Source organism: Streptomyces caeruleatus (genome assembly GCF_001514235.1).
In the GTDB taxonomy this organism is placed as follows: domain Bacteria; phylum Actinomycetota; class Actinomycetes; order Streptomycetales; family Streptomycetaceae; genus Streptomyces; species Streptomyces caeruleatus.
In genome coordinates, this window is record NZ_KQ948925.1 from 366,875 (window position 1) to 379,964 (window position 13,090).

7 protein-coding genes and 1 pseudogene are annotated in these 13,090 nt (G+C 70.0%); 6 read left to right on the forward strand and 2 right to left on the reverse strand.

All coding sequences use genetic code 11. The features are described 5' to 3' along the window. Positions 1 to 107: 107 nt before the first annotated feature. On the reverse strand, positions 108 to 908 hold the full coding sequence (locus AQJ67_RS06530) for a crotonase/enoyl-CoA hydratase family protein (RefSeq protein ID WP_062717083.1): 801 nt from the start codon (positions 906 to 908) through the stop codon (positions 108 to 110). A gap of 177 nt (positions 909 to 1,085) precedes the next feature. Between AQJ67_RS06530 and AQJ67_RS06535 the strand changes: the two genes are divergently transcribed. The 3 genes from AQJ67_RS06535 to paaK all read left to right on the forward strand — a co-directional run bounded on the left by AQJ67_RS06535 (position 1,086) and on the right by paaK (position 6,167). Continuing rightward, positions 1,086 to 2,735 carry an acyl-CoA synthetase gene (locus AQJ67_RS06535; protein ID WP_062717084.1) on the forward strand — a complete coding sequence of 550 codons (1,650 nt, stop codon included), beginning with the start codon at positions 1,086 to 1,088 and terminating at the stop codon, positions 2,733 to 2,735. Between the two features lie 95 nt (positions 2,736 to 2,830). After that, positions 2,831 to 4,708 (forward strand): alkaline phosphatase family protein, encoded by a 1,878-nt coding sequence (locus AQJ67_RS06540; protein ID WP_079055807.1) that lies wholly within the window; start codon positions 2,831 to 2,833, stop codon positions 4,706 to 4,708. 163 nt (positions 4,709 to 4,871) lie between these two features. Next, a complete protein-coding gene (gene paaK / locus AQJ67_RS06545; RefSeq protein ID WP_062717086.1) occupies positions 4,872 to 6,167 on the forward strand; it encodes a phenylacetate--CoA ligase PaaK in 1,296 nt (431 codons plus the stop codon). Between the two features lie 131 nt (positions 6,168 to 6,298). Here paaK and AQJ67_RS06550 read toward each other — a convergent pair whose 3' ends face one another. Then, a complete protein-coding gene (locus AQJ67_RS06550) occupies positions 6,299 to 7,798 on the reverse strand; it encodes an acyl-CoA synthetase (protein WP_062717087.1) in 1,500 nt (499 codons plus the stop codon). Positions 7,799 to 7,919: 121 nt separating this feature from the next. On the opposite strand from AQJ67_RS06550, the pseudogene AQJ67_RS06555 reads away from it, so the two are divergent. The 3 genes and pseudogenes from AQJ67_RS06555 to AQJ67_RS06565 all read left to right on the forward strand — a co-directional run bounded on the left by AQJ67_RS06555 (position 7,920) and on the right by AQJ67_RS06565 (position 13,072). Beyond that, a pseudogene (locus AQJ67_RS06555) lies at positions 7,920 to 10,345 on the forward strand (penicillin acylase family protein). Positions 10,346 to 10,593: 248 nt separating this feature from the next. Then, positions 10,594 to 12,081 (forward strand): cytochrome P450, encoded by a 1,488-nt coding sequence (locus AQJ67_RS06560; RefSeq protein WP_079055808.1) that lies wholly within the window; start codon positions 10,594 to 10,596, stop codon positions 12,079 to 12,081. Beyond that, positions 12,056 to 13,072 (forward strand): (-)-alpha-amorphene synthase, encoded by a 1,017-nt coding sequence (locus AQJ67_RS06565; protein WP_244190375.1) that lies wholly within the window; start codon positions 12,056 to 12,058, stop codon positions 13,070 to 13,072. The genes AQJ67_RS06560 and AQJ67_RS06565 overlap by 26 nt, the downstream gene beginning before the upstream one ends. The last annotated feature ends 18 nt before the right edge of the window (positions 13,073 to 13,090 follow it).

The window sequence follows — 13,090 nt, forward strand, 5'->3', positions numbered from 1 at the left end:
GCAGACGCCCCAGGGGCGCGGGGCTGTGCCATGTGCGGCTCCGCCGCGTGGGCGCGACCAGCCACATTCGGCCCGCAGCTGCCAACCGGTCCAAGCCGGCGCAGCGCCTACGTCCGCTTGAAGAGAGGCGGCCGCTTCTCCGCAAAGGCACGCGCCCCCTCCTTCGCATCCGCGGTGTCGAAGATCGGCCAGCCCCGCTTGAGTTCGGCGGCGAGCCCCTCCGTCTCGGTCAGCTCGGCGGTCTCGTACACCGACGCCTTCACGGCCTCGACGGCCAGCGGACCGCAGGCGTTGATCTGTTCGGCGATCTCCAGGGCCTTGGTCAGTGCCGTGCCGTCGGGGACGACATGCCCGATCAGGCCGATGCCGGCTGCCTCGCGAGCGCTGTACGGGCGGCCGGTGAGCAGCATCTCCAGGGCGTGGGTGCGCGGGATCTGCCGTTGCAGACGGACCGTGGAGCCGCCGATCGGGAACAGGCCGCGCTTCACCTCGAACAGCCCGAAGGTGGCCGACTCGCCCGCGACACGGATGTCCGTGCCCTGGAGCATCTCGGTGCCGCCGGCGACGCAGTACCCCTCGACGGCGGCGATCACCGGTTTGCGCGGGCGATGATGGCGGAGCATCGCCTTCCAGTGCAGGTCGGGATCGGCCTTGAGGCGGTCGCGGTAGTGCTCGCCCGCCATGCCGTTCCCGGCGAGGGCCTTGAGATCCATGCCGGCGCAGAAGCAGCCCCCCGCTCCCGTGAACACGATGGAGCGGATCGAGTCGTCGGCGTCGGCCTCGACCCAGCCGTCGTGGAGGCCGACCAGCATCGGCAACGAGAGCGCGTTCTTCGCCTCGGGCCTGTTGAGCGTGAGCACCAGTGTGGCGCCCTCGCGCCGCACGGCGAGGTGTTCGGTGCCACCCATGACCAGTCTCCCCTCTGACAGAACGAGAACAGGTTGCAGGAGGGGCGAAGGCACTTCAAGGGTTTTCTGACAGACAGTCAGATTCTTTTGCGCGCAGGCTTCACACTTGTGCCGCCCTTTGCTCTGATGACCGGCGAACCGTTGGTGAACCGTGCCCTGTCGAGGTCAGGAGGAACGGTGGAGTACAACCTTGCCGACCTGTTCGAGTCGGTCGTCGACGCGGTTCCCGACCGCGAGGCGCTCGTGTACATCGACCACCCGGGCACGGGCGCGGAGCGCCGTCTGACGTACGCGCAGCTGGACGCGGCCGCCAACCGGATCGCCCACCATCTGATCGACAGCGGGATCCGCCCCGGCGAACACCTCGGGCTCCACCTGTACAACGGCATCGAGTACCTCCAGACGGTGCTGGCCTGCCTGAAGGCGCGGATCGTGCCGGTCAACGTCAACTACCGCTATGTGGAAGAGGAGTTGGTGTATCTCTACCAGGACGCCGATCTGGCGGCCCTGGTCTTCGAGGCCGAGTTCACGGACCGGGTGGCGGCGGCGCTGCCGCGGGTGGCGGGGCTACGGCATCTGGTGCGCGTGGGCACCGTGAGCCCCGGTGCGGTGCACGCGCCGGTCGTGCCCGCCGTGGCCTTCGCCGACGCCGAGGCCACCGGGTCGCCCGAGCGCGGGTTTCCCGAGCGGTCGGGCGACGACCAGTTCATCATCTACACCGGCGGCACCACCGGGATGCCCAAGGGTGTGATGTGGCGCCAGGAGGATCTGTTCTTCTCGGGGCTGGGCGGGGGTGCGCCGACCGGTGAGCCGGTGAAGAAGCCGGAGGAGCTCGCTGAGCGGGTGGCCGCGGGCGGCGACGGGATCACCTTCTTCCCCACCGCCCCGCTGATGCACGGCACGTCCACCCTGACCGCCTTCATCGGCTTCAACTTCGGCCAACGCATCGTGATCCACCGCAAGTTCGCCCCGCAGGAGGTCCTGCGGACGATCGAGAAGGAGCGGGTCACCAGTGTGTCGCTGGTGGGGGACGCCATGCTGCGCCCGCTCGTCGACGCGCTGAACGGGCCGATGAAGGGCACCGACTGCTCGTCGATGTTCAGCGTGTCGTCGTCCGGGGCGATCATGTCCGACACGGTGCGCCGGCAGTTCCAGGAGCTGGTGCCGAACGTCATGCTGCTGAACAACTTCGGCTCCTCGGAGTCCGGCTTCAACGGCACGGCGACCGAGGACTCCGGCCCCGAACGCGGCTTCCGCATCCGCGTCAACTCCCGTACGCGGGTGGTGGATCCGGCGACCCACGAGGCGGTCGCCGTCGGCGAGGTGGGCCGTGTCGCGCAGTGCGGCCATGTGCCCCTCGGCTACTACAACGACCCGGGGAAAACCGCCGAGACCTTCTTCGAGAAGGACGGCCGGCGGTGGGTGCTGCTGGGCGACATGGCCACGGTCGACGAGGACGGCGTCGTCACGGTGCTGGGCCGTGGCTCGCAGTGCATCAACACCGGGGGCGAGAAGGTGTACCCGGAGGAGGTCGAGCAGGCGCTCAAGTCCCATCCCGACGTGTACGACGCGCTGGTGGCCGGGGTGCCGGACGCGAAGTGGGGACACCATGTGGCGGCCGTGGTGCAGTTGCGGGCGGGCGCGGTGCGGCCGTCGCTGGCGGACATCCAGACCCACTGCCGGTCCCACCTGGCGGGCTACAAGATCCCCCGCCAGCTGGTCATCACCGACTCGATCCGGCGTTCGCCCAGCGGCAAGGCGGACTACCGCTGGGCGCGTGAGGCGGCGACGACTGCGGACGGGGGAATTCCGGACAGGAACGATTGAACCTAAGGTGACGTGCGGACGTACTCGTGGTGGCAGGCTCGGTCATCGGGCGCTGTTTGCCATGCCATCGCAAGACCGCACGGGAGGACCTCCGGGTGTCGCAGGAGGCAGCAGAGCAGGTAACACCGGACACGACGGAAGAGACGGGGCCGGAAGAGACGGGGCCGGCAGAAACGGGGCCGGCAGAGACGGCCTCGGCGGCCGGAAAGTCCGAAGAGGCCGAGGCGGTCGAGGCAGCCGAGGCGACCGAAGGGAGTGCGACGGCGGCCGAGGATGCCGAGGCGGCCCGCCTCGCGGGGCCGTCCGACTCCTCCCCCTCCCTCGGCTGGTTCGGCTGGCGTCGCCGCTACCCCCGTACGGCACGCGGCGTCACCATCGGGACGTCCGTCCTGGCCGGAGCCCTCCTGCTCTTCGCGCTCCTCGTGCCGAACCAGTTGGAGCGGCTCACCCCCGAGGCGTTCTTCCGTCTCCCCGCCGAGGGGATCCTGCTCGCGGGCCTGCTGCTGGCACTGCCGCCGCGGTCACGCCGGCTGGCGGCCGTGGTCTCGGGTGCGCTGCTCGGGCTGCTCACCGTGCTGAAGTTCGTCGACATGGGCTTCTACCAGGTGCTGGCCCGGCCCTTCGACCTGGTCCTGGACTGGATCCTGCTCGACGACGCGGCGGAGTTCGTGCGGGAGTCCTTCGGCCGGACCGGTCAGGTGCTCGCGGTGGTCGGGGTGATCGTCCTGATCGTCGCCGTGCTCGTCCTCATCACGCTCGCGATGGTGCGGGTGACGAACCTGATGGTCAGCCACCGTGCCGTCGCCGCCCGTACGACGCTGATCCTCGGCACCACGTGGATCACCTGCATGACGCTGGGCATCCAGCTCACCGGCGTCCCGCTGGCCACCAAGGGCAACGCCGACCTGGTCAACAACCGGGTCGAGCAGGTACGGGCGGGCCTGGCGGACGGACGCGTCTTCCAGAAGCAGGCCGCCGTGGACGCCTTCGCGAAGACACCGCCGGACCAGTTGCTCACCGGGCTGCGCGGCAAGGACGTCCTGTTCACGTTCATCGAGAGCTACGGCCGTGTCGCGATCGACGACCCGGCGATGGCACCGCAGGTCGACGCGGCCCTCAGGGAAGGGACGAGCAGCCTCAAGGCGGCCGGGTTCCAGTCGCGCAGCGGCTGGCTGCGGTCGCCGGTGACGGGAGCCGGCAGCTGGCTGGCCCACTCCACCTTCCTCTCCGGGCTGTGGATCAAGAACCAGCAGCGGTACCGGAGCCTGACCACCAGCGACCGCGCGACGCTCAACAGCTACTTCCGCAAGACCGGCGCCTGGCGCACGGTCGGCGTCGTGCCCGGGGTACGGCGGGCCTGGCCGGAGGGCAAGTACTTCGCGCTCGACCACATCTACGACTCCGAGCACCTGGGCTACCAGGGCCCCTACTTCAGCTGGACGCCCGTGCCCGACCAGTTCAGTCTGGAGGCCTTCCAGCGTCTGGAGCACGGCAAGAAGGACCGCGAGCCGATCATGGCGGAGATCATCCTGGCCTCCAGCCACAACCCCTGGTCCCCCATCGCCCGCATGGTCGACTGGGACGACCTCGGCGACGGCTCCGTCTTCCATCAGATCAAGAAGGAGGGCACCGACCCCAAGGAGGTCTGGAAGGACCCCGAGCGCGTCCGCACCGAGTACCGCCGCGCCATCGAGTACTCGATCCACAGCCTCACCGCGTGGGTCGAGCGCTACGGCACGGACGACACGGTCCTCGTCTTCCTCGGCGACCACCAGCCCGTCCCCACGGTCACCGCGGGCAACACGAGCAAGGACGTCCCCGTCACGATCGTCGCCCGCGACCAGAAAATCCTCGACCGGATCGCCGACTGGCACTGGACGGACGGCCTCAAGCCCGCCGAGAACGCTCCGACCTGGGGCATGGACAAGTTCCGCGACCGCTTCCTGACGGCGTACGGGCCCGGGAAGGACTGAGACCGGCGGCGGTCGGGCTGTGCCGCCCCGGGAGACGCAGGGCGGGCAGAAAGTCCGGCCCGCCCCCTTGCCTGATCAATCCGTGCCTGGATTACTGATCCCGAACACCCGGACCGAATGATCGGTCGTCCGGATTGGCGCGGTTGGCGAGGGAGAAGTCCCCATGGCGGATGCGACGGAGCTGCTGGACTCGGGGGAACGGCTCGCGCCGGAGGCGCTGCGGGCGTTGCAACTGGAGCGGCTGCGGACCTCGCTGCGGCACGCCTACGACAACGTGCCCTTCTACCGTGACTCCTTCGACAAGGCCGGCGTACGGCCCGAGGACTGCCGCTCGCTCGCCGACCTGGCCCGTTTCCCGTTCACGACCAAGGCCGACCTTCGGGAGAACTACCCGTACGGGATGTTCGCCGTGCCCCAGGACCGGATCCGCCGTATCCACGCCTCCAGCGGCACCACCGGACGCCCCACGGTCGTCGGCTACACCGACGCCGACCTCTCCCTGTGGTCCGACATGGTGGCGAGATCCATCCGGGCGGCGGGCGGGCGGCCCGGCGACAAGGTACATGTGGCGTACGGCTATGGGTTGTTCACCGGTGGGCTGGGGGCGCACTACGGGGCCGAACGGCTGGGCTGTACGGTCATCCCCGCGTCCGGCGGCATGACGGCCCGCCAGGTCCAGCTGATCCAGGACCTCAGGCCCGAGATCATCATGGTGACGCCGTCCTACATGCTCACCCTCCTGGACGAGTTCGAACGGCAGGGCGTCGATCCCCGCGGCACCTCTCTGCGCGTGGGCGTCTTCGGCGCCGAACCCTGGACCGAGCGGATGCGCCAGGAGATCGAGGAGCGGTTCGCGATCGACGCCGTCGACATATACGGGTTGTCCGAGGTGATCGGGCCCGGGGTCGCGCAGGAGTGCGTGGAGACCAAGGACGGGCTGCACGTGTGGGAGGACCACTTCCTCCCCGAGATCGTCGACCCGATCACGGGCGAGGTGCTGCCCGCCGGCGAGGAGGGCGAACTGGTCTTCACCTCGCTCACCAAGGAGGCCATGCCCGTCATCCGGTACCGCACCCGGGACCTGACACGGCTGCTGCCGGGGACCGCCCGGGTGTTCCGGCGGATGGAGAAGATCACCGGGCGAAGTGACGACATGGTCATCCTGCGCGGGGTGAACCTCTTCCCCACCCAGATCGAGGAGATCGTGCTCCGGACCCCGGGCGTGGCACCCCACTTCCAGCTGCGTCTCACGAGGGAGGGCCGTCTCGACGCCCTCACCGTGCGCGCGGAGGCCCGCCCCGACGCGTCACCCGAGGTCCGGGACGCCGCGGCGCAGGCCATCGCCGCGGCCGTGAAGGACGGCATCGGGGTGTCGGTCGCCGTGGAGATCGTCGAGCCGGAGTCACTGGCACGGTCCGTGGGCAAGATCCGGCGGATCGAGGACCTACGGCCCCGTTAGCCCTGCCAGCCCTGCTAGCCCCGCTGACCTGCTGACCTGCTGACCGCTCACCTCCTCACCTCCTCACCTCCTCACCTCCTCACCTCCTCACCTCCTCACCTCCTCACCTACTCACCTACTCACCTACTCACCTACTCACCAGCGAACCGGTCCCGCAGCTCCCGCTTGAGGATCTTCCCGCTGGCGTTGCGCGGCAGCTCGGTCACGAACACCACCCGCTTCGGTGCCTTGAAGTGGGCGAGCTTTTCGCGGGCGTGCTCGATCAGTTCGGCCTCGCTCACCTCGCCGCGCGGCACGACGACCGCGGTGACGGCCTCGATCCACCGCTCGTCGGGCAGGCCGATCACAGCGACCTCGGCGACGCCCTCGTGCGTGTACAGCGCGTCCTCGACCGCGCGGGAGGCGATGAGTACGCCGCCGGAGTTGATGGCGTCCTTCACCCGGTCGACGATCGTGAAGTAGCCGTGCGCGTCGCGCACCGCGAGATCGCCTGAGCGGAACCAGCCGTCGCGGAAGGCCTCGGCGGTCTCCTCGGGCTTGTCCCAGTAGCCCTCGCACAGCTGCGGGGAGCGGTAGACGATCTCGCCGGAGGTGTCCTCGGGCACGTCCTCGCCGTTCTCGTCGACCACGCGCGCGTCGACGAAGAGGACGGGACGGCCGCAGGAGTCCATCCGGCCCTTGTGTTCGTCCGGGGCCAGCACCATGGCCAGCGGGCCGATCTCGCTCTGGCCGAAGCAGTTGTAGAAGGCCAGGCCGGGCCAGCGCTCACGCAGTCGTTCCAGGACGGGCACGGGCATGATCGAGGCGCCGTAGTACGCCTTGCGCAGTCCGTCGAGCTCGCGGGTCGCGAAGTCGGGGCGGTTGGCCAGGCCGATCCACACCGTGGGCGGGGCGAACAGGCTGTCCGCGCGTCCCGTCTCGATCAGCTCGAAGAGCCGGTCGCCGTCGGGCGACTCGAGGATGACGTTGGTGGCGCCGACGGCCAGGTACGGCATGAGGAACACGTGCATCTGCGCCGAGTGGTACAGCGGCAGTGAGTGGACGGGCCGGTCCCCGGCGCTCAGGTCGAGGGCGGCGATGGCGCTCAAGTACTCGTGGACCAAGGCGCGGTGGGTCATCATCGCGCCCTTCGGCAGGGCCGTGGTGCCGGAGGTGTAGAGCAGTTGCACCAGGTCCTCGCTGTGTGCCTCCGGGCCGTCGTACGGGGGTGCCGTGGCCTGCCGCGCCTGCAGGGAGTCGTCGGCGCCGCGCAGCGGCATCGTGGGGACGCCGTCGGGGAGCCGGCCGGTGAGGGCGGGGTCGGCGAGGACCAGGGAGCTGCCGGATTGGCCGAGGAGGTAGGAGAGGTCGTCGCCGGTGAGGTGGTGGTTGACGGGGACGTGGACGAGGCTCGCGCGGGCGCACGCCAGGAAGGCGATGAGGTACGCGCAGGAGTTGTGGCCGTAGGCGGCCACCCGGTCGCCGGGGGTAAGGCCCTGGTCGAGCAGGACGCTCGCCGCGCGGGAGACGGCGTCGTCGAGTTCCGCGTAGGTCCACGCGCGTTCGCGGTCCTCGACCGCGGTGCGTTCCGGGGTGCGTCTGGCGCTGCGGCGCAGTACTCCGTCAACCGTGCTGCCGTGTGCTGGCGTCATGACACATGATCCTCGGTGTCTCGCAGAGACGGGTCAAGGCGCCAGGCCTGAGGCCCGACCGGGGACCCGTACCCGATTGGCATGCCAACGGGTCCTTCCCTCAATGACGTTGGGAGGCACGATGCGCACCCGCCCCAGACGGCTCGTCGTCGCGGCCGTCGCCCTGCTCGCCACCACGGCCGGGCTGCCCGCGACCGCGGCCGAGCGGCAGGATTCACACGACCGGCACGAACAGCTCTCGCACGGTGGTCTGTCCGCCGTCGTCCGCTACACCGAGTACGGCATTCCGCACATCGTCGCCAAGGACTACAAGTCCCTGGGCTTCGGCACCGGTTGGGCGCAGGCCGCCGACCAGGTGTGCACGCTCGCCGACGGCTTCGTGACCGTGCGCGGCGAGCGTTCGCGGTTCTTCGGGCCGGACGCGGCGACCGACTTCTCCCTCTCCTCGGCGACCGGGAATCTCTCCAGCGACCTGTACTTCCGCGGGGTACGGCAGACCCGCACGGTGGAGAAGCTCCTCGCCCAGCCGGCACCGCGCGGCCCGAGCCGTCAGGTCAGGGACCTCATGCGGGGCTTCGCGTCCGGGTACAACACCTGGCTGAAGCAGAACCGGATCACCGACCCCGCCTGCGAGGGCGCCGCCTGGGTGCGCCCGGTCACCCAGTTGGACGTGGCCGCCCGCTTCTACGCCATCGCCGTACTCGGCGGCCAGGGCGGCTCGGTGGACGAGATCACCGGCGCCCAGCCGCCCACCGCCGGCTCCGCCCGCGCCGAGGGCAGCGGGCCGCCCCGGACGCGGGGGCGCTGATACGGGCGGTGCGCGAGCGGACCGCCGACGCGGACATGGGCTCGAACGCGGTCGCCTTCCACGGCGACACCACGGCCGACGGCCGCGGCCTGCTGCTGGGCAACCCGCACTACCCGTGGCACGGCGGACGCCGCTTCTGGCAGGCACAGCAGACGATCCCCGGTGAGCTGAACGTCGCCGGCGCCTCCCTGCTCGGCTCGCCGACGATCTCCATCGGCTACAACGCCCGTGTGGCGTGGAGCCACACCGTTTCGACCGGAGTCCCGTTCAGTCTGCACCGACTGACGCTGGACCCCGCCGACCCCACGGTCTACGTCGTGGACGGCGAGCGCGAGCGGATGAAGAAGCGGACGGTGACCGTCGCGGTCAAGGGCGGCGCCCCGGTGACCCGTACCCAGTGGTGGACCCGGTACGGCCCGGTCGTGGCCTCCACCGACGGAGAACTGCCGCTGCCCTGGACCAGCACCGCGGCGTACGCGCTCAACGACCCCAACGCGGCCAACCTGCGTTTCGCCGACACCTCCCTGGGCTTCAGCAAGGCGCGCGGCACGGCCGACGTCCTCGGATCCCTCGCCCGGTACCAGGGGCTCCCGTGGGTGAACACCGTCGCGGCTGACTCCTCGGGGCACTCGCTGTACACCCAGTCCCAGGTGCTGCCACGGGTCACCGACGACCTCGCGGCGCGCTGCTCCACGGACCTCGGCAAGGCCGTCTATCCGGCGGCGGGCCTCGCGGTCCTGGACGGCTCCCGCGGCGACTGCGCGTTCGGCCGCGACGCCGACGCCCTCCAGCCCGGGATCTTCGGGCCCGCACGCATGCCGACGCTGAGGGACGCGCCGTACGCGGAGAACTCCAACGACAGCGCCTGGCTGGCCAACGCGGACCGGCCGCTCACCGGGTACGAGCGGGTTTTCGGCACCATCGGCACCCAGCGCTCGCCGCGCACGCGAGGCGCGATCGAGGACGTGGCGGCGATGGCGCGGCGGGGCGATCTGACCGTCCGCGACCTGGAGCGCCGGCAGTTCACGAACCGGGCGCCCGTGGCCGACCTGGCGGCGGCCGACGCGGCGAAGGCCTGTGCCGCGCTGCCGGGTGGCACGGCGAAGGGCAGCGACGGCAAGGCTGTCGACGTGGCCGAGGCCTGCTCGGTGCTCGCGGCCTGGGACCGCACCATGGACACCGGCAGCCGGGGTGCCCTGCTGTTCGACCGGACCTGGCGGAAGCTGACGGCGAAGGTGCCGGCGGCCCAGCGGTGGAAGGTGCCGTTCTCGGCGTCGGACCCGGTGCGCACGCCGAACACCCTCGACACGGACGCCCCCGGCTTCGCCACGGCCCTGGCGGACGCGGTCGCCGAACTCCGGGCGACGGGCATCGCCCTCGACTCCCGGCTCGGCGAGCACCAGTTCGTCGTACGGAACGGTCAGCGCGTCCCCGTGCCGGGCGGCACGGAGGGGCTGGGCGTGTGGAACAAGATCGAGCCGGTGTGGAACACGCCGCAGGGCGGCTACACCGAGGTGACGACCGGCTCCAGCCACATCCAGGCGGTCGGCTGGGACGACAGCCGCTGCCCGGTGGCCCGAACACTGCTGACGTACTCCCAGTCCTCGAACCCGAACTCGCCCCACTTCGGTGACCAGACCCGGTTGTTCTCGGGTGAGAAGTGGGTGACGGCGCGGTTCTGCGAGAAGGACATCCTGGCGTCCCCGGTATTGAAGACCGTCCACATACGCGAACGCTGAGTCCATGTGGTCCCGTTCCACATGGGGCGGGACCACATATGAGTGCCCCATGGGATGCGCGGAGTATGCGCCACGCGTCAACGGTCATTCACCGAATGCTTCTTTTGCTTCCCCGTGCTCCCGTGCGCCCCTTTGGAGAAAGGTTTCGGGAAACCAAGAGCCACTGGGATTGGGCAGGACTTGTCTCAAGTGTTCAAGTCCGTGGCACGTTCACCAATTTCGCGTGCCGCGTAAGGCAGGAGGTTTTCATGAGCCGTGCCGTGCCCGAACAAAAGCGCACATGGCGGACAGGAACTGCTCCAGGCATATTCCCAATCCTCGGCCACGGTATCGCGTTATACCGACAACCGCTGGCGTTTCTGAATTCTTTGCCCGCGTACGGCGATCTGGTCGAGATACGGCTGGGCCCCCAGCGCGCCTGGATGGTGTGCCATCCCGAGCTGACCCACGAGGTGCTCATGGATCCGCACACCTTCGACAAGGGGGGCCCGCTGTACGACAGGCTCGGGAAGCTGATGGGCGACGGCCTCGTCACCTGCCGTCAGCCGACGCATCGGGACAAACGCAGGCTGTTGCAGCCTGCGTTCCGTCCTTCCCATGTCGCCGAGTACACGGACCTGGTCACCGAGGAGGCCGCGGCGGTGTGCCGCGCGTGGCCGGTCGGTCAGGACGTTGCCGTGACCGAGGCGATGATGGCCCTCACGACACGGGTGACCAGCCGTGTCCTCCTCTCCGATTCCCTGGACGACCGGACGACCGCAGAGGTGCGGGACTGTCTCGGCGCGGTCGTGCGCGGGCTGTTCGTCCGCACGGTCGTACCGATCGACGCCCTGTTCCGCCTCCCCACCCCCGCCAACCGCCGCTATCGCCGCGCGCTCTCCCGCCTGCACGAGATCATCGACGCGGCGATCAGGGAGCGTCGGCGGGGCGACGACCGCGACGACGTGCTGGGCACGCTGCTGAAGGCCGCCAAGGGCGACGCCTCGACGGCCGCCGACGGCGGACGCCCGACGGCCTTGGTCACCGACCAGGAGGTCCATGATCACCTGATCACGCTCCTGCTGACGGGCGTCGAGACCCAGGCACTGGCCCTGACGAGCGCCTTCAGCCTGCTGGCCCGCCATCCGCAGGCGGAGCGGCGTCTGCACGCCGAGCTCGACTCCGTCCTCGCCGGGGGTCGGCGGCCCACTCCCGAGGATCTGCCGCACCTCGTCTACACCCGGTGCGTCGTCTCCGAGACGCTGCGGCACTCGTCGCCCGGCTGGCTCTTCACCCGCGTCGCCACCAAGGAGACCGAGCTCGCCGGATGCCGGCTGCCCGAGGGGGCCACCGTCCTGTACAGCCCCCACCTCCTGCACCACGACCCCTCGTCGTTCCCCGACCCCGGGCGTTTCGACCCCGACCGCTGGTTGCCGGGGCGGCCCACCGCCGAAGAGCGCCGCGCGATGATGCCGTTCTCGGCGGGCAACCGCAAATGCCTCGGTGACGAGTTCGCGATGGTGGAGGCCACCCTGGCGCTCGCGACCATCGCCGGCCGCCGGCGCCTGCGTCATCTGCCCGGGTACGTCGACCGGAAACCGCGCCCCGGGATCACGATGGGGCCGCGTTCCCTGGTCATGACGTGCGCGCCCCGATCACCCATGCCCTCAGCCGCCTCGCTCGCGCACCGAACGACCGCCGCCCCGTGCACATCGGACAGCCGAACGGCAGGTGACCACGTTGTCGACGACGCATGAGGAAATCACCCTCGGCCTGCCGGACGGAATGCCGGCCGCCAACCTCCGGGACCTGATCGACACCAACCTCCACATGCCTTTCCCGTTCCAGCGGAACCCTCATGAAGCGGAAGCCGCCGTCGGCGTCGACGCATGGCTGACGGTGTGGGGACTGACCGACGAACCCGATGTGGCGGCGATGATCGCCCGCACCCGCCCCGCCGAACTCGCGAGCTACACCAGCCCCACCGTGGATCTCGGTGTCCTGCAGATCGTGGCCCACCAGATCGCCTACCAGTTCGTCTTCGACGACCTCGCCGAGGAGCTCGGCCGACATTCTCCGGGCAAGCTGCTGCCGATGCTGTGCGAGAGTGTCGCGATCCTGCGCGACGGCCGCCGGCCCAGCACTCCCCTCGGAGCCGCCCTGGCCGACCTCCACCGCCAGGTCCGGGAACAGTGCACACCCGCACAGGCCGCGCGATGGGCCTGGCAGAGCTGTGAGTACGTGCACGGCCTGTTGTACGAAGCCGTGGCCCAGACCCACCCGGTCCTCCTGCACACCGGGGACTGCACCTCCATCCGGTCGCTGACCGCGGGCGTCGAGCCGTTCTACCCGCTCTACGAGGGCGCCCGGGCACGGGAGCTGACCGCGGCCGAGGTGCATCATCCCGTCGTACGGCGACTTAGCCGGCTGTCGGCCGACGCGGCGGTGTGGACGGCCGACCTGTTCTCCGCGGTGAAGGAACAACGCGCCGGCGACATGATCAACCTGGCCCTGGCCCACCAGCGCGAACAACGGTGCTCGCTGCCGGCCGCCGTGCTGCTGGCCATCGAGGAGATCAACAGCACGATCGAGGAGTTCCAAAGGCTCCACGACGGGATCAAACCGGAGTTGAGCCCCGCGGGCATCCGCTATGTGGAGGGCATGATCGGCTGGATCCGCGGGTGCTACGACTGGGCCCGCGCCGTGCCTCGGTACGCGGATGTGACGTCGGTGCCCGCCGTGCCGTAGACGTCCTGGCGCGTACCG

Excerpts from the sequence above, each read along its gene's own strand:
- AQJ67_RS06530 (WP_062717083.1), bottom strand. The coding sequence starts at position 908 with ATGGGTGGCACCGAACACCTCGCCGTGCGGCGCGAGGGCGCCACACTG.
- paaK (WP_062717086.1), top strand. The coding sequence starts at position 4,872 with ATGGCGGATGCGACGGAGCTGCTGGACTCGGGGGAACGGCTCGCGCCG.
- AQJ67_RS06550 (WP_062717087.1), bottom strand. The coding sequence starts at position 7,798 with ATGACGCCAGCACACGGCAGCACGGTTGACGGAGTACTGCGCCGCAGC.
- AQJ67_RS06560 (WP_079055808.1), top strand. The coding sequence starts at position 10,594 with ATGAGCCGTGCCGTGCCCGAACAAAAGCGCACATGGCGGACAGGAACT.